Here is a 16,265-nt window from a genome sequence, read left to right on the forward strand (position 1 = left end):
CTCACCTCGACCGGCCCCTGGAGGTGCCACGATGAGTCCGCTCAACCCCCTGCACGACCCGTTCGTCGTCTATCTGCGCGCCATGGTCTCGGCCCGGATCGCCCGGCTGCGCGCCGAGGAGGACCGCAGCCGCGGCGCGTCCGCGATCGAATGGGCGATCATCACCGCGATCCTGGCGCTGCTCGCGATCACGATCGGCGCGATCATCACGAAGAAGGTCACGGACAAGGCGAACAACATCAACACCGGCTGAATCGACACCGGCTGAATCGGCACGGGCGGAGCCTCCGGTCGGACGCCGGGGTGACGGCGATGGAATGGGCGTTACTGACGCCCGTCCTCATCCTGCTGATGATGGTCGTGGTGCAGTTCGCGATGGTGTTCCACGCCCGGCACGTCGCGCTCGCGGCGGCGCAGTCGGGCGCGCGCGTCGCGCGGACCGCGCCCCTCGGCGACGGCTGGCAGGGCCCGGCGACCGCGAAGGCGTCCGGCGACGTCCGCAAGATCGGACCCGAGCTGCTGAGCGGCCTCCAGGTCCAGGCGGGGGAGGCGGACGACGAACGCTGGGTCGAGGTCAGCGGGACGGCCGTGTCCGTCATCCCGTTCATGACGTTCCACGTGTCGCAGCGCTCGCGCGGGCCGATCGAGTGCTTCCGGCCGGACGTCGGCTCCGGGACGGCGTGCGAACCTGGGGGCGGGCAATGAGGCGCCCGCGGGGTGGGGACCGGGGGTCGATGTCCCTGGAGATGGTGCTGGTCACGCCGCTGTTCGTCGCGTTCCTGCTGCTCCTCGCCGGGGCCGGGCGGATGGTGGACGCGCAGAGCCAGGTGGACGGCGCCGCCCGGGACGCGGTGCGCGCCGCGTCCATCGCGCGCAGCGCGCTGTCCGCGCGGGACCTCGCCGCCGAGACCGCCGCCGCCGGGCTGCGCGGCAACGACTGGTGCTCGGGCGGGCCGACCGTGGAGACCGACGTGTCCCACTGGCAGCCGGGCGGAAGCGTCGGCGTCACGATCACCTGCGACGTCGACCTCGGCGACCTGTCGTTCATCGGGCTGCCGGGCAGCAAGCGCATGCAGGGGACGGCGATCGCGCCCATCGACACGTTCAGCTACCGCGGCACCGACCCCAGCGCCCCGCCGGACCCCGGCGGCGGGACGGAGCCGGGCGGGCTCGATCCGGGAGGCGCGCCGTGACGCGGCTTCGCGGGCTCCTCGGGCGCGGGCGCGATCGAGGGACGATCGCGCTCTACACCGTCCTGTTCACCCCGATCGTGTTCCTGCTGGCCGGGCTGCTGGTCGACGGCGGCCTCGCCATCCACGCGCGGCAGCGCGCCGCCGACATGGCCGAGCAGGCGGCCCGCGCGGGCGCCAACCAGATCGACGCCGAGCGGCTCCGCGCGACCGGCGAGCCCGTCCTCGATCCCGGACGGGCCCGCGCCGCGGCCTGCGACCTGCTCGCCGCCTACCGGGACCAGGTCACGGCGTCCACCTGCGACGCCGACGAGCAGGAGGTGGCGGTGACCGTGCAGATCACCGTCCGGCCGCAGCTCCTCGGGATCATCCCCGGGTTCAGTGAGTTCCGCCTGACCTCGGGGGCCACCGCCCGTCCCGTGACGGGAGGCAACCCTTGAGCCCGATCGGACTTACCATGAGTGCGACGTCCAGGCGTGCAGCGAGCCGAACGGCAGGGGCGCGATGACGACTCGGCAAGAGCGGCGGACCCCGGTGCGGGTGAGCGGACGGCGCGGCGCCGGCGAGGTCCTCGCCGGGCTCGGCTCGGTGGTGGCGCTCGCGGCGCTGATGATCGGCGTCCCCCTCCTGCTGCTGTCGGTGTTCGGGTCGCCGCTGCCCGGCCATGTGCCGTCCGCGTCCGACCTGACGCACCGGGTGGGGCCCGGCGCGCTGATCGGCATCCTCGTCGCGCTGGTGTGGCTGGCCTGGCTCCAGCTCGCGGCGTGCGTGGTCGTCGAGGTGTACGCGGGGATCCGCGGCGTCGGCGTCCCGGCGCGGGTGCCGCTCGCGGGCGGGACGCAGTCGCTCGTCCACCGCCTCGTCGTGGCCGCGCTGCTGCTGTTCAGCGCGACGGCGGCGGTCGCGCCCGCGTTCTCCGCCGCCGGGCTGGCGCAGCGCCCGCCCGCGCAGACGCAGGCCCAGGGGCAGGCGTTCCAGGCCGTCCCGGTCGCGAACGTCGAGCGGACCACCGTCAGCGACCGCCTCGCGGAGAGCCCCGCCGCCGGGACGACCATCGAGAAGGCGGAGACCACCAAGATCTACCGGGTGCAGCCGCCCGAGGGACGCCACCACGAGAGCCTCTGGGAGATCGCGGAGAAGTGCCTCGGCGAGGGCCGCCGCTACAAGGAGATCTACTCGCTCAACAAGAACCACGTGCAGCCGGACGGGTCGCGGCTGACGATCGCGAGCCTGATCCGTCCGGGCTGGATCCTGGAGATGCCCGCCGACGCCAAGGGCGCCCGCGTCATCCCCGCCAAGGATCTGCAGGACTACTTCCGGTACGGGCACGACGTCCCCGACAAGCCCGCGAAGAAGCCCGCGCAGCCGCCGCCGGAGCAGTCGGCGAAGCCCGACCCGAAGCCCGCGCAGCCCGCCCCGCCGTCCACGGCGAAGCCCCCGGCGACGCCGCCACCGGCAACGCCGCCTCCCACGACGCGGGCCCCGGCCACCCCGCCGCCCGCGAGCCAGGCGCCGCCCGCGAGCCAGGCGCCCGCGACGAAGGCCCCGGCGTCGAAGGCCCCGGCCACGCAGGCGCCGCCGCAGAAGTCGGAGCCGAAGCATCCGCCGGTGCACGGGGATGCGCCGTCCAGCGAGATCAGCGGCGGCGCGGCCGTCCCCGGCCAGGGCGCGCAGCACGACGACGGGACGGGCATCGCCCGGCCGGCCGGTCTCGCGGCGGCCGGGCTGGTCGCCGCCGGGCTGCTCGCCGTGCTCGCCAAGCGGCGCCGCGCGCAACTGCGGCGGCGGGCCGACGGGCACATGATCGTCCGGCCGGAGGGACAGGCCGCGGAGGCGGAGCGGGCGCTGCGGCTCGGCGCCGACGACGAGGCGGCGAAGCTCCTCGACCTCGGGCTGCGGCACCTGTCGAAGTCGATGGCGGCGGGCGGCCGGGCGCTGCCGACCGTGTACGGCGTCCACCTCGGCCGGTCGCGGAGCGAGGCCCACGAGGGGCAGAGCAGCCTCGACCTGTGGATCGCGCCCGCCGACCTCAACCCGCCCGCCCCGTGGCAGGCGTTCGACGACGGCCAGGTGTGGCGGCTGCACGGCGACGCGCTGCCGACGCTGGAGGCGTCCGACCTCGGGGACGTCCTCGCCCCCTACCCCGGCCTCGTGTCCATCGGGACGAACGACAACGGCCGCATCCTCGTCGACCTGGAGGCCGCGCACGGACTGATCGCGCTGCGCGGCCCGGAGGACGTCCGGCGCGCCGCGCTGTCGGCCATCGCGCTGGAGCTGGCGACGAACCGCTGGTCCGACCACATGCGGATCACGCTCGTCGGATTCGACGCCGAGCTGGGCGAGGGCCTGGCCGACCTCGCCCCGGACCGCGTCCGGTCCGTGCCGACGCTCGCCGACGCGCTGCCCGAGCTGGAGGAGCGCGGCGAGGAGGTGCGGCAGGCGCTCGCCGCGTCCGGCGTCGACTCGGTCCTCACCGGACGCTGCCGCGGCGTGTTCGGCGAGGCGTGGATGCCGCACTACCTGATCATGGCCGACCAGCCCGCCGAGTGGGACGCCGACCGGCTCGTCGCGCTCGCCCGCACCGGCACCCGGATGGCGATGGGCTACCTCGTCCCCGGCGACGTGCAGGGCGCCACCTGGACCTGGGACGTCGACGACGCCGGACGGCTCCGCGCCGGGGTGCTCGGCTTCGACGTCGCGGCGCAGCTCGTCCCGGACGACGACTACCGTCGCGTGTTCGAGCTGTTCCGGACCGCGAACCGGCTCGACTCCGTCCAGCTGCCCGGCCTCGCCGAGAGCGCGGAGCCGCCCGCCGCGCGGCAGTCGTCCGCCGAGGTGCGGCTGCTCGGCCCGATCGAGGTCGAGGCGCCGGGCCCGATGGACGAGGGCCGCCGCGCCCTGTGCACCGAGCTGCTCGTGTACCTCGCGGCGCACCCGGAGGGCGTCCACCCGACCGTGCTGTCCGGGGCCGTCTGGCCGCGCGGGGTGAGCACGGCCGTCCGGGACGCGACCGTCGCCCGCGTCGCCGACTGGCTCGGCCAGGACGCCCGGGGCCGCCCGAACCTGTACTACGACGAGCGCGGCCGGATCAGGCTCGGCTCGGAGGTGCGGGTCGACCTCAACGTGTTCCGCTGGCTGGTGTGGCGGTCGGCGGCCGAGCCCGCGTCCGAGACCGCGTACATGTCGTACGCGCTGGACCTGGTGCGCGGGCCGCTGCTCGCGGACCGCCCGCGCGGCCGGTACTCGTGGCTGGCCGACCACGACCTGGAGTACGAGGCGTCCGCGCGGGTCATCGACGTCGCGCACCGGCTCGTCGTGCTCCGCCTGGACGAGGGCGACCCGCGCGGCGCGGTCGGCGCGGCCCGCGCCGGGCTGCGGCTCTCGCCCGGCGACGAGGGACTGTGGCGCGACCTGCTCCGCGCCACGCACGCCACCGGCGACGTCGCGCAGGTGCGGGTGGTCGTCGACGAGCTGCGCTCCCGCGCGGCCCGCGACCCGATGCTCGGCGGCCTCCAGCCGGAGACGGAGGCGCTGATCGAGGAACTCCTCCCGGACTGGCAGGCCGCCCACGACTGGCACGGCGTCAGCTCCCGCTGAGCTCCTGTGGGGGGACGCCCCGCAACCGCTGCCCCGGTTCAGTCCGCCACCGCTCCGGGAGTCGGGTCAGCGGTAGAGGCCCGTGCCGCCCAGGGAGTAGCGGCCTGGCTGGGGGTTGAGGCGGAGGCTCGTCGGGCGTCCGCCCACCCAGAGGCGGCGGACGACCCGTCCCGTCCGGGTGGACACGGCGTAGACGAGCCCGGCCGCGTCCGCGAGCCATAGGACCGTTCCGTCCGACGACACGCCGCCGGGCGCCGGGGACCCGACGCCGGGCAGCGGCCACCGGGACGCGACCCGCCGCGCCGCGAAGTCGACGGCCGCCAGGATGCCGTTGCCCACGACGAACAGGCGCCGTGCGTCCCGGCTGACCGCGAGGCCGCGCGCGCCCGGCACCGCCGGGACGAACCCGAGCAGGACGAACCGCCGCGCGTCCACCAGCCACAACCCGCCCTTCACCGGGTCGGCGACGTAGAACACGGCGCCGTCGGGGGAGAGCCGCAAGTCGCCGGGACGTGCCCCGTCCGGCAGCCGGAGCACCCCGGAGACGCGGCGGCCGGCGAGGTCGACGCGGGCCAGGCCGCCCGCCGCCGGGCAGGACGCGACGAGCGCGGAGCCGTCGGCGACGAAGTCGGCGTGCCCGGCGGCGCACGGCAGCGGCACCGTCGCCTTCCGCAGCATCGTGCGCGGGTCGCGGACGTCGACCCGTCCCGGATCATTGTGGGGGGACGACCCTCCACGCCCCCCGGAACGGCTCGGATCATTGTGGGGGGACCACCCCCCACGCCCCCCGGAACGGCTCGGAGGGACGGCGAGGACGAGCGCGTCCCGCCCGTCCGGGGTGAAGTACAACCCGGCAGGGCTCGCGACCGGGACGAAGAACGCCCGCCCCACACCGTGCGACCCGAACGGGACGAGCAGGCCGCGCATCGGATCGGCCGCCCACAGCCGCCGCAGGTCCCACGACGGGACGACCGCCGCCGCCCCGGCGGGAAGCCGCGCGACGAGGCGCGGTCCGGACGGGTCGACGACGTCCACGCGCGGGCCGTTCGCCACGTACAGGCGGGGCGGCGTCCCCCGCGCGCCCGGTGCGATCATGCCGGGCCCGGCGGCGGCGTAGACGTCGACGACGGCCGGGGCGGCGCCGCGCCGCCCCGAGTCGGGCGCCGTGCGGCGGCCCCGGTCCGCGCGGGGCGGCTGGTAGGGGGCCGGGCCGCCGAGGCCGACGACCGGCTGGTCAGGGGGGCCTTCGCCGGGCCGGTAGAACGGGACGGGCGACGAGCACGCGCCCGCCGCGCCGCCGGTCAGCGCCAGCCCGAGCGCCGCCGCGACCGGAAGCGCGGCGTGCCGCGTCCGTCGTCGGCGCGGTCCCATCCCCGGTCACCCCCTCGTCGTCGGCGGGGACCTTACCGAGTGGCGACGGGGAGTGTCCGGTCAATCGCAAAACGTGTTCGCGTTCGTGGCCTGAGCCGGGGAAACGTCAGTCGGACTTGCCGATCCCGATGCCGAACTCGCGGTAGACGCGCTCCCAGAAGCCGTCCCGCAGCCAGGTGCGGGCCTCCTGGTAGGGGCGCAGCGACCCGCCGAGCTCCTTCTCCGCCTCGATCAGCAGCTCCTTGTCGATGACGGGCGGCAGGATCGGTCCGGGCAGCAGGTCGCGGATGTTGTCCCGGCCCCGCTCGAAGATCCACTTCTGTGCGACGTGCTCGCCGATCTCCAGCATGTGGTCGCGGTCGGGCCCGAGCTTGCCGTCGGACACCGCGGCGGCCGCCGAGTTCATCGACGCGGCGACGGTCGCGGGCGTCACGCCGCCCGCCACCTGCACGGCGGTGCGGGCGCCCACCCCGGCCGCGGGCTTGACCGCCGGGGGACGTCCCGCGAACACCTGCGACGGCGACGGGACGGGGCTCGTCCGCTGCGCGGCGGCCGCGGCGTCGCGGGCGGCGGCCGGGCTGCCCGGCGCGGGCTGCGGCAGCAGCTTGGCCTTGGTGAAGTACGGGCGCAGGAAGTCGGCGGGCAGCACCTCGACCGTGTCGGACTCCCACACGAGCCACTCGGCCTGGTTCGAGCCGTGCGTCGGCTCGACGCCCCACAGGTGGACGCGCACGCCGTACCGCTGGGCCGCCTCGACGGCGGGCAGCATGTCCTCGTCGCCCGCGAGCAGCACGGCGTCGGTGATCGCGCGGTGCCGGGCGAGGGCCTCGAGGTCGGCGCGGAGCTGGGCGTCCACGCCCTTCTGCTGGCCCTGCGCGTTCAGGTTGCCGAGCCGCAGCTTCACCAGCGGAAGGTTCGCGATGACCCGCTGGTCGACGGTCGGCTGCCGCTTCGGCGCCGCGTCGAACCAGTACACCCGGAGCAGTTCGCCACGGCGCTGCTCGTCCGCGTGATCGGTCAGCGCCTTGATCAACTTTTCGGCCGCCACCCGGTATTCGCGTCTGGAACCGCAGCTCAGCAGCAAGGCGCCGGAGGCCGCGTAGAGGTACCCCGCGTCGACGAAAATGGCGTAGCGCGCGGGCTGTGGGACGAACTCCGAGGTGGCCATGGCCTTCCACCTTATTCGTGCCCGGCCCCCACTGGGCGTGAACCGGGGTTGTCCGTCACCCCGGGCACCGCGACTGTGGCGGGTCGGCGGGGAGCCCTCGGCGGCGGGTCAGCGCGGGAGGGCGCTGGCGCGCCACGCGCCGGGGCCGCGCGGCCGCAGGTCCCCGGCGGCCGTCCCGCGGACGAGCCGCGTCCGGTCCGCCCACCGGGACGGCCGGGCCGGGCCGCCGCCGTCCCGGGCCGCGGCGGCCCTGGCGCGGCGGGTCAGCACGGCGACGAGGGCGGCGATCTCCGCCGGGCCCGGCTCGCCCCGGACGATCTGGACGAACGGCTTGTCGGCGTCGGTCACCGTTTCTCCTGGGAGTGTCGAGGCAAAGCGGGCGATCAAAGCGGACGTCAGAGCGGGATGTTCCCGTGCTTCTTCGGTGGCAGCGTCCTGCGCTTCTCGCGCAGCGCCCGCAGGGCCCGCACGACCTGCCCGCGCGTCTCGGCGGGCCGGATCACGTTGTCGACGTAGCCGCGCTCGGCCGCGATGTAGGGGTTGGCGAGCGTGTCCTCGTACTCGGTGATCAGCTCGGCGCGGCGGGCGTCCGGGTCGTCGGCGGCGGCCAGCTCGCGCCGGTACAGGATGTTCACCGCGCCCTGCGCGCCCATCACCGCGATCTGCGCGGTCGGCCACGCCAGGTTGATGTCGGCGCCGAGGTGCTTGGAGCCCATGACGTCGTACGCGCCGCCGTACGCCTTCCGCGTGATGATCGTGACGAGCGGGACGGTCGCCTCCGCGTACGCGTACAGCAGCTTCGCGCCGCGCCGGATGATCCCGTTCCACTCCTGGTCGGTGCCGGGGAGGAAGCCGGGGACGTCCACGAACGTCAGCACGGGGACGTTGAAGGCGTCGCAGGTCCGGACGAACCGCGCCGCCTTCTCCGAGGCGTCGATGTCGAGCGTCCCGGCGAACTGCATCGGCTGGTTCGCGACGACGCCGACCGAGTGGCCCTCGACCCGTCCGAAGCCGGTGATGATGTTCGGCGCGTACAGCTCCTGGACCTCCAGGAACTCGCCGTCGTCCAGGACGTGCTCGATCGCGACGTGCATGTCGTACGGCTGGTTCGGCGAGTCGGGGATGAGGGTGTCGAGCTCCTCGTCCAGTTCGGAGGGGTCGACCTCCGCCGGGAGGACGGGCGCGTCCGACAGGTTGTTGGACGGCAGGTAGGACAGCAGCGCCTTGACGTACTCGATCGCGTCGTCCTCGTCCGACCCCTGGTAGTGCGCCACGCCGGACTTGGAGTTGTGCGAGTGCGCGCCGCCCAGCTCCTCCATCGTCACCTCCTCGCCGGTGACGGTCTTGATCACGTCCGGCCCGGTGATGAACATGTGGGACGTCTGGTCGACCATGACGATGAAGTCGGTGATCGCGGGCGAGTACACCGCGCCGCCCGCGCACGGCCCCATGACCAGCGAGATCTGCGGGATGACGCCGGACGCGTGCACGTTCCGCTTGAAGATCTCCGCGTACAGGCCGAGCGCGACGACGCCCTCCTGGATCCGCGCGCCGCCGGAGTCGTTGATCCCGATCACCGGGCAGCCGTTGGTGACGGCGTGGTCCATGACCTTGCAGATCTTCTCGCCGAAGACCTCGCCGAGGGAGCCGCCGGAGACGGTGAAGTCCTGGCTGAACACGGCGACCGGACGTCCGTCCACGGTGCCGTGCCCGGTCACGACGCCGTCGCCGTAGGGCCGGTTCCTCTCCATCCCGAAGTTCGTGGACCGGTGCCGCGCCAGCTCGTCGAACTCGACGAATGAGCCGGGGTCGAGCAGCGCGTCGATCCGCTCGCGGGCCGTCATCTTGCCCTTGGCGTGCTGCTTCTCGACGGCGCGGGCCGATCCGGCGTGCACCGCCTCGTACCGGCGGCGGGCCAGGTCCGCGATCTTTCCCGCCGTGGTGTGGACGTCGTACTCAGCGGGGGGTTCAGGGGCTTCCATCGCCATGCGGGCCAGGGTAACCGGACCCGGGCCCGGCCCCGGCGCGCGGGGGCCGCCGACCGCTGACCGGGCCGAACGCGGCGGGACGCGGCTCGTTACGCTGGCCGGGTGGCTACGAAGACGCGCGACACCTTCCGGCAGGACCTGCCCGAGCCGCTCCGCCGCGACGTCCGCCTGCTCGGCGCGATGCTCGGCGACGGCCTGGTCGAGTACGGCGGCCCCGGCCTCCTGGACGACGTCGAGCGGCTGCGCCGCGCGGTGATCGCGGCGCGCCGCGGCGAGGCGTCCGGGGACGAGGCCGCGTCCCTCGTCGCCGGGTGGACGCTGGAACGCGCCGAGCAGGTCGCCCGCGCGTTCACCGTGTACTTCCACCTGACGAACCTCGCGGAGGAGCACCACCGCATCCGGACGCTGAGGGAACGTGACACCGGCGACACCGTCCCCGGGTCGGTGGCGGCGGCCGTGGAGGAGATCCGCGCGACCGGCGAGGACCGGCTCGACGCACTGGTGGGCGGCCTCGAGTTCCGTCCCGTCTTCACCGCGCACCCGACCGAGGCGCGCCGCCGCGCCGTCGTCACCGCCATCCAGCGGATCAGCGACCTGATGACGCGGCTCGACGCCGGGCCCGGCTGGACGGAGCGCGAGGAGATCGAGCGCGCCCTCCGCGAGGAGATCGACCTCCTCTGGCGGACGGCCCTGCGCCGCGAGACGCAGATGGACCCGCTGGACGAGGTCCGCACCGCGATGGCCGCGTTCGACGAGACGATCTTCCGCGTCGTGCCGCGCATCTACCGGACGCTCGACCGCGCGCTCGACGGCGGCGACACCGGCGCCCGCCCGCCGAAGGCCCGGCCCTACCTGCGGTTCGGGAGCTGGATCGGCGGCGACCGGGACGGCAACCCCTACGTCACCGCGCAGGTCACCCGGGACGCGGTCATGATCCAGGCCGACCACGTCCTGCGCGCCCTGGAGGCGGCGTGCGGGCGGATCGGGCGGGAGCTGACCGTCAACGAGGGCACCACGCCCGCGTCGCCGGAGCTGCTGGGCGCCCTCGCCGCCGCCCGCACCGCGCATCCGGAGCGCGTCCGCGAGATCGCGAAGCGGTCGCCGGGCGAGCCGCACCGCCAGTTCCTGCTGCACGCCGCGTCCCGGATCGCCGCGACCCGGGAGCGGGACGCCGACCTCGCCTACCCGTCCCCGGACGAGCTGCTCGCCGACCTGCGGACCGTCCAGGAGTCGCTGGCCGCGGCGGGCGCGCCGCGCCAGGCGTACGGGCGCGTCCAGCAGTTGATCTGGCAGGTCGAGACGTTCGGCTTCCACCTCGCCGAGCTGGAGATCCGGCAGCACTCCGAGCTGCACGAGAAGGCCCTGGAGGAGGTCCGCGCGGGCGGCGAGCGGTCGGAGATGACCGAGGAGATCCTGGAGACGCTCCGCGTCGTCGCGTGGATCCAGCGGCGGTTCGGCGTCCGCGCCTGCCACCGGTACATCGTGTCGTTCACCCGCTCGGCCGCCGACATCGCGGGCGTGCACGAGCTGGCCGCCTCGCTCGGGGACGGCGCGCCCGTCCTGGACGTGATCCCGCTGTTCGAGACCGGCGAGGACCTGGAGCGCGCGCCGTCCGTCCTGGACGGGATGCTGGAGATCCCCGCCGTCCGGCGCCGCCTGGACGACACCGGCCGCCGCCTTGAGGTCATGCTCGGCTACTCCGACTCGGCCAAGCAGCTCGGCCCGGCGAGCGCGACCCTGCGCCTCTACGACACGCAGGAGGCGCTCGCCGCGTGGGCCGCGCGCAACGACGTCACGCTCACGCTGTTCCACGGCCGGGGCGGCTCCCTCGGCCGCGGCGGCGGGCCCGCGAACCGGGCGATCCTCGCGCAGGCGCCGGGCTCGGTCGCGGGCCGCTTCAAGGTCACCGAGCAGGGCGAGGTGATCTTCGCGAGGTACGGGCACGGCGAGATCGCCAAGCGCCACGTCGAGCAGGTGACCAGCGCCGTCCTGCTGGCCTCCACGGACGCCGTGCAGGATCGCGCCCGCGCGGCCGCCGCCCGCTTCCGCCCGCTCGCGGACCGGCTCGGCGAGGCGGCGCGCGCCGCGTTCCGCGCGCTGATCGAGACCGACGGGTTCGCCGCCTGGTTCGCCCGCGTCAGCCCGCTGGAGGAGATCGCCGAACTCCGGATCGGGTCGCGTCCGGCGCGCCGCAAGGCCGCCCGCGGCCTGGAGGACCTGCGCGCCATCCCGTGGGTGTTCGCCTGGACGCAGACCCGCGTCAACCTCCCCGGCTGGTACGGCCTCGGCAGCGGCCTCGCCGCCGTCTCCGGCGACGGCGCCGACCTCGCCGGGCTCCGCGACGCCTACGAGACGTGGCCGCTGTTCAACACCCTGCTCGACAACGCCGAGATGAGCCTCGCCAAGTCCGACCGCGCGATCGCCGAACGCTACCTGGCGCTCGGCGAGCGTCCCGAGCTGACGGAGACCGTCCTCGCCGAGTACGACCGGACCCGCCGCCTCGTCCTCGCGGTGACGGGCCACGAGCGGCTGCTGGAGAACCGGCGCGTCCTGTCCCGCGCCGTGGAGCTGCGCAACCCGTACGTGGACGCCCTCTCCCACCTCCAACTCCGCGCCCTACAGGCACTCCGCGCGGGCGTGGCCAACGACGACGAGCGCGCCCACCTGGAGAACCTGCTCCTCCTCTCCGTCAACGGCGTCGCCGCGGGCCTCCAGAACACGGGATGACGCTGATGACCTCCCCCCGGATCAGACCTGCGACCCAGGACGACCGCGCCCGGATCGAGGAGATCGTCGAGGCCGCCTACACGCCCTGGGCCGAGCTCATCGGCGCCCGTCCCCTCCCAATGGACGCCGACTACGCGGCCCTGATCGACGCGGGCCGGGTGTTCGTGACGGACGACGGGCCGCACGGCGTGATCGTCCTCATCCCCGAGGACGGCGCCCTCCTGGTGGAGAACGTCGCCGTCGCCCCCGACCGCCACGGACGGGGCCTCGGCGGCGCCCTCCTCGCCTTCGCCGAAGACCACGCCCGCGCCTTGGGCCTGCCTGACCTGCGGCTCTACACGAACGAGCTGATGACGTCCAACATCGCCCGCTACGAACGACTCGGCTACCGCGAGACCGGCCGCCAGGACATGGGCGGCCGCTACGTCATCCACATGTCCAAGCCCCTCGCATAGCATCGCGACCCGTGGACGAAGTCACCGAAGGCGGAGTTGCCAGCGAGGCCGAACGGCTACGCCGGGCCCGCGATCTCAAGGGCGAGGCGGCGGCGGTCGCGGCCGATCCGGTCGATCGTGCGGAGATCGCCGCCATCCTCAAGGACATGGAGCCCCTGCGGCCCTGTGACTCTTAGGAGGGCCAGTCGGGGGTGCGCTTTTCGTTGAAGGCGGCTATGCCCTCGCGGCGGTCGGGGGAGAAGGCGGCGGTGCGCCAGGCGTTGTCCTCAAGGTCGAGGCCCGCTTCCAGGGGGGAGCCGATGCCGAGGCGGAGGGCGCGCTTCGCGGCGCGGACGGCGACCGGCGAGTTGCCCGCGATCACGCGGGCGATGGAGAGGGCCTCCTCGCGGGCCGTGCCCGCGGCGACCTCGCGGTCGGCGAGTCCGTAGGCGACGGCCTCGGCGGCGCGCAGGCGGCGGCCGGTGAGGACCAGCTCAGCGGCCCTGCCGGGGCCGAGCCGGTGCAGCGCGAGCTGCGTCCCGCCGCCGCCCGGGACGAGCCCGACGGTCACCTCGGGCAGCCCGAACACGGCGGTCTCGTCCGCGACGATCATGTCGGTGGACAGCGCGAACTCGCAGCCGCCGCCGAGCGCGTAGCCGTGCACGGCCGCGATCACGGGCTGCGGGAGGTTCAGCACGCCGCCGAACGCCGACCGGAAGATCGGCCGCTGCGCGAGGATCTCCGCGTCCGTCATCGCGTTGCGCTCCTTGAGGTCGGCGCCCACGCAGAACGCCTTCTCCCCGGCCGCGCTCAGCACCACGGCGCGGGCGGACGCGTCCGCCGCCACCTCGGCGCACACCGCGGCGAGCCGCCGCGCCATCGCCGTGGACAGGGCGTTCAGGGCCTCGGGCCGGTCGAGCACGATCTCCGCGACGTGACCGTCGCGCCGCAGCGTCACACCATCCATGGGAGGCACCCTAGCCACGGTCCTCCGACCACGGGCGTCCGGGACACTCGACGCCTGCCCTCATGATCGGGCCGCGGGTGATGTTGGATGGACGCGTGAGCGACTCACCGTACGGAGACCTCGACCGGCCGCCGCTGCACGAGGCGGCGCTGCACCGCGCGCTCGTCCGGGACGGCGGGCTCTGGCGGGAGGTGGGGGTCGTTCGGGAGACGGGGTCGACCAACGCCGACCTCGCCGAACGGGCGCGGGACGGCGCCCCGGAGGGCACCGTCCTGGTCACCGAGGTGCAGACGGCCGGGCGCGGTCGGCTCGGCCGGACGTGGACGGCCCCCGCGCGGTCGGCCCTGACGTTCTCGATGCTGCTGCGCCCGGAGGTGCCGGTGCGGGCGCTCGGCTGGGCGTCGCTGCTGACCGGCGTCGCGGTCGCGATGGCCGTCCGCCGGATGACGGCGTGGTCGGAGGCCGGGGAGGGGTTCCTCGGCGCGGACGCGGGCCCCGCCGGCGACGCGGCCGTGGACGCCCGCCTCAAGTGGCCGAACGACCTGCTCGTCGGCGACCGCAAGCTCGCCGGGATCCTCGTCGAGAAGGTCGACGCCGGGATCGTCGTCGGCGTCGGCCTGAACGTGGGCCTGCGCGAGGACGAGCTGCCCGTCCCGACCGCGACGTCCCTCGCCATCGAGGGCGCGCCGCTGAGCGACCGGGCGCCGCTGCTCCGCGCGATCCTCCGCGAGTTCTCCACCTGGTACCGGGAGTGGACGGCCCTCGACGGCGACCCTGAAACCAGCGGCCTGCGCACCGCGTACAAGGAGCTGTGCGTGACGCTGGGCCGCCGGGTGCGGGTGGAACTGCCGGGCGGGGAGTTCCTGCCCGGGACGGCGACGGACGTCGACGAGGCCGGGCGGCTCGTGGTCGCCGGTCCGGGCGGGGAGCGCGCGATCAGCGCGGGCGACGTCGTGCATGTCCGATGACGGATGGACGTCCGGTGAGGGGTGCACGTCCGATGAACGGAGGACGTCCGGTCCGGGTCCCGGCGGTGAAAGCGCGGTTGATCTGCAACGATATGTCCCGATACCGAGTCGGGACGCCGCCGCCACGGCCGTGGGCGGCGCACTGAGGGGCGGAGGATGACGGCCGGCATGCCGGACCCGAAGGAGATCGAAGAGCTGCTGCTCGGCGGCGAGCTGCGGTACAACCGCGTCGACGCCGTGCGGCTCGCCGGCGTCTCCCGCGAGTTCTCCGGCCGGGTGTGGCGCGCGTTCGGCTACCCCTCGATGCCGGACGACGCGATCGCCTACACCGAGGGCGACGTCGCCGCGCTGGACCGGATGCGCCGCCTGGTGGACGACGGCGTCCTCGACGAGGACGGCGTGATCCGGCTGGTCAGGGCGTTCGGCCAGACCATGACCCGGCTCGCGGAGTGGCAGGTCAGCCTGTTGCGCGACATGCTCGCCGAGGACGTGCACGACGCCGCGTCCGCCGAGGCCGTGCAGACGATCGTGGACGTCGCGGAGAAGCACATCGGCGAGTTCGAGCCGCTCGTCGTGCACGCCTGGCGGCGCCAGCTCGCCGCCGCCGGGACGCGCGCCCTCGCCGCCGCCGCGACCCGCGAGAACGGCGACCCGGCGGGCCGCCCGCTGACCACCGTCGGGTTCGCGGACATGGTGTCGTTCACCCAGGTCAGCCGGGAGCTGGAGGAGATCGAGCTCGCCCGGATCGTGGAGTGGTTCGAGGAGACCGCCGCGGACATCATCGCGTCCTGCGGCGGGCGCCTCGTGAAGACGCTCGGCGACGAGGTGCTGTTCAGCGCGGAGACGCCGGAGATCGGCGCGGAGATCGCGCTGACCGTGGCGGCCGCCATCCAGGACGAGACGGAGGTCCCGGACGTGCGGGTCGGCGTCGCGCACGGGCCCGTCCTGCCGCTGATGGGCGACCTGTTCGGGACCACGGTGAACCTCGCGGCCCGGCTGACGTCGCTGGCCCGGCCCGGCTCGGTCGTGATCGACGGGGAGCTGGCCGGGGCGCTGGAGGCGAGCACGGAGTTCGAGGTGACGCGGATCGTGCGGCGCCCGGTCCGCGGGCTCGGCATCATCCAGCCGTACGTGCTGCGCCGCCGCCGTCCGGGCGCGGCCGCCGTGGCCCCGGCGCCCGCGCCCGCGGAGCCGGAGGCGTCATGACCGGAGCGAAGCGAGGATCATGACGCCGCCCCGCGGGGGTCTGGGGGTCGCCCCCCAGAAAGGCAGGGCGTCGTGACCGTCGTCAGACGGGCTTGATGCTGTCTTCGCCGGGAGCGTCGGTGAGGCGCTGGAGGTAGTTCTGCTCGCCGAGCGCCTGGACGAGGCTCAGCTCGGTCTCCAGGTAGTCGATGTGCTCCTCCTCGTCGGCGAGGATGTCCTCGAAGATCCGCGCGGAGGTGATGTCGCCGCGCGAGCGCATCAGCTCGATGCCGGGCCGCAGCCGGGCGACGGCCTCCATCTCGACCGCGAGGTCCGCTTCGAGCTGCTCGAAGACGGTCTGGCCGATCCGCAGCGTGCCGAGCTTCTGGTAGTTCGGCAGCCCTTCCAGGAACAGGATCCGGTCGGTGAGCCGCTCCGCGTGCTTCATCTCGTCGAACGACTCGTCGCGGGTGTGCTCGGCGATGCGCGTGTATCCCCAGTTCGCCTGCATCTTGGAGTGCAGGAAGTACTGGTTGATCGCCGTGAGCTCCGCGGTGAGCTGGTCGTTCAGCAGCGCGATGATGTCCTTGTCGCCTTCCATGGGCTCCATGCTTCCACGGCGGGCTGGTTCGGGACAGCACTAACCCCCCGCAGGAGCGTGTCCGCCCTG

At 74.5% G+C, this 16,265-nt stretch carries 16 protein-coding genes; 10 read left to right on the forward strand and 6 right to left on the reverse strand.

Going from position 1 to position 16,265, the window contains the following annotated elements; all coding sequences use genetic code 11:
* Positions 1–31: 31 nt before the first annotated feature.
* The 5 genes from FXF68_RS39470 (at position 32) to FXF68_RS39490 (ending at position 4,787) form a co-directional block, all read left to right on the forward strand.
* Positions 32–253 carry a Flp family type IVb pilin gene (locus tag FXF68_RS39470; protein ID WP_148767936.1) on the forward strand — a complete coding sequence of 74 codons (222 nt, stop codon included), beginning with the start codon at positions 32–34 and terminating at the stop codon, positions 251–253.
* Between the two features lie 59 nt (positions 254–312).
* Positions 313–705, forward strand: a complete 393-nt coding sequence (locus FXF68_RS39475) for a TadE family protein (RefSeq protein WP_148767937.1) — start codon at positions 313–315, stop codon at positions 703–705.
* 29 nt (positions 706–734) lie between these two features.
* Positions 735–1,193, forward strand: coding sequence for a TadE/TadG family type IV pilus assembly protein (locus tag FXF68_RS39480; protein WP_148767938.1), 459 nt, complete (start codon positions 735–737; stop codon positions 1,191–1,193).
* The gene (locus tag FXF68_RS39485) at positions 1,190–1,630 is read left to right on the forward strand and encodes a TadE/TadG family type IV pilus assembly protein (protein WP_148767939.1); all 441 of its coding nucleotides are present in this window, start codon (positions 1,190–1,192) and stop codon (positions 1,628–1,630) included. The genes FXF68_RS39480 and FXF68_RS39485 overlap by 4 nt, the downstream gene beginning before the upstream one ends.
* Before the next feature lie 64 nt (positions 1,631–1,694).
* Entirely contained in the window at positions 1,695–4,787 is a 3,093-nt protein-coding gene (locus tag FXF68_RS39490) for a bacterial transcriptional activator domain-containing protein (protein ID WP_148767940.1), read from the forward strand.
* Between the two features lie 66 nt (positions 4,788–4,853).
* On the opposite strand, the gene FXF68_RS42855 is transcribed toward FXF68_RS39490, so the two are convergent.
* The 4 genes from FXF68_RS42855 to FXF68_RS39510 form a co-directional block, all read right to left on the reverse strand.
* Positions 4,854–6,158, reverse strand: coding sequence for a YncE family protein (locus FXF68_RS42855; protein ID WP_187438346.1), 1,305 nt, complete (start codon positions 6,156–6,158; stop codon positions 4,854–4,856).
* Positions 6,159–6,264: 106 nt separating this feature from the next.
* Positions 6,265–7,326 carry an NYN domain-containing protein gene (locus FXF68_RS39500; protein WP_148767941.1) on the reverse strand — a complete coding sequence of 354 codons (1,062 nt, stop codon included), beginning with the start codon at positions 7,324–7,326 and terminating at the stop codon, positions 6,265–6,267.
* A 108-nt stretch (positions 7,327–7,434) separates the two neighbouring features.
* Positions 7,435–7,674: an acyl-CoA carboxylase subunit epsilon gene (locus FXF68_RS39505; RefSeq protein ID WP_148767942.1), complete on the reverse strand. Its 240-nt coding sequence runs from the start codon at positions 7,672–7,674 to the stop codon at positions 7,435–7,437.
* Positions 7,675–7,721: 47 nt separating this feature from the next.
* Positions 7,722–9,314: an acyl-CoA carboxylase subunit beta gene (locus FXF68_RS39510; RefSeq protein ID WP_148767943.1), complete on the reverse strand. Its 1,593-nt coding sequence runs from the start codon at positions 9,312–9,314 to the stop codon at positions 7,722–7,724.
* A gap of 102 nt (positions 9,315–9,416) precedes the next feature.
* Here FXF68_RS39510 and FXF68_RS39515 point away from each other — a divergent pair, with 102 nt between their 5' ends.
* Genes FXF68_RS39515 through FXF68_RS42860 form a run of 3 tightly spaced genes read left to right on the forward strand, consistent with a single transcriptional unit; the run spans position 9,417 to position 12,672 of the window.
* Positions 9,417–12,041 (forward strand): phosphoenolpyruvate carboxylase, encoded by a 2,625-nt coding sequence (locus FXF68_RS39515; protein ID WP_148767944.1) that lies wholly within the window; start codon positions 9,417–9,419, stop codon positions 12,039–12,041.
* A gap of 5 nt (positions 12,042–12,046) precedes the next feature.
* Positions 12,047–12,496, forward strand: coding sequence for a GNAT family N-acetyltransferase (locus FXF68_RS39520; RefSeq protein ID WP_148767945.1), 450 nt, complete (start codon positions 12,047–12,049; stop codon positions 12,494–12,496).
* A gap of 11 nt (positions 12,497–12,507) precedes the next feature.
* Positions 12,508–12,672: a hypothetical protein gene (locus FXF68_RS42860; RefSeq protein ID WP_187438347.1), complete on the forward strand. Its 165-nt coding sequence runs from the start codon at positions 12,508–12,510 to the stop codon at positions 12,670–12,672.
* Here FXF68_RS42860 and FXF68_RS39525 read toward each other — a convergent pair.
* Positions 12,669–13,442 carry an enoyl-CoA hydratase/isomerase family protein gene (locus FXF68_RS39525; RefSeq protein ID WP_148767946.1) on the reverse strand — a complete coding sequence of 258 codons (774 nt, stop codon included), beginning with the start codon at positions 13,440–13,442 and terminating at the stop codon, positions 12,669–12,671. The two genes, FXF68_RS42860 and FXF68_RS39525, sit on opposite strands and share 4 nt — an antisense overlap.
* 95 nt (positions 13,443–13,537) lie before the next feature.
* On the opposite strand from FXF68_RS39525, the gene FXF68_RS39530 reads away from it, so the two are divergent.
* Together FXF68_RS39530 and FXF68_RS39535 are read left to right on the forward strand one after the other, a co-directional pair.
* Positions 13,538–14,410, forward strand: coding sequence for a biotin--[acetyl-CoA-carboxylase] ligase (locus FXF68_RS39530; protein WP_222870308.1), 873 nt, complete (start codon positions 13,538–13,540; stop codon positions 14,408–14,410).
* Positions 14,411–14,578: 168 nt separating this feature from the next.
* The gene (locus FXF68_RS39535; RefSeq protein WP_148767974.1) at positions 14,579–15,616 is read left to right on the forward strand and encodes an adenylate/guanylate cyclase domain-containing protein; all 1,038 of its coding nucleotides are present in this window, start codon (positions 14,579–14,581) and stop codon (positions 15,614–15,616) included.
* An 82-nt stretch (positions 15,617–15,698) separates the two neighbouring features.
* Here the strand turns inward: FXF68_RS39535 and bfr are convergent, their stop codons facing one another.
* Positions 15,699–16,196 carry a bacterioferritin gene (gene bfr, locus FXF68_RS39540; RefSeq protein ID WP_148354260.1) on the reverse strand — a complete coding sequence of 166 codons (498 nt, stop codon included), beginning with the start codon at positions 16,194–16,196 and terminating at the stop codon, positions 15,699–15,701.
* Positions 16,197–16,265: the final 69 nt, after the last annotated feature.

The sequence above is a fragment of the Actinomadura decatromicini genome (assembly GCF_008121305.1).
GTDB classification, from domain to species: Bacteria; Actinomycetota; Actinomycetes; order Streptosporangiales; family Streptosporangiaceae; genus Spirillospora; species Spirillospora syzygii.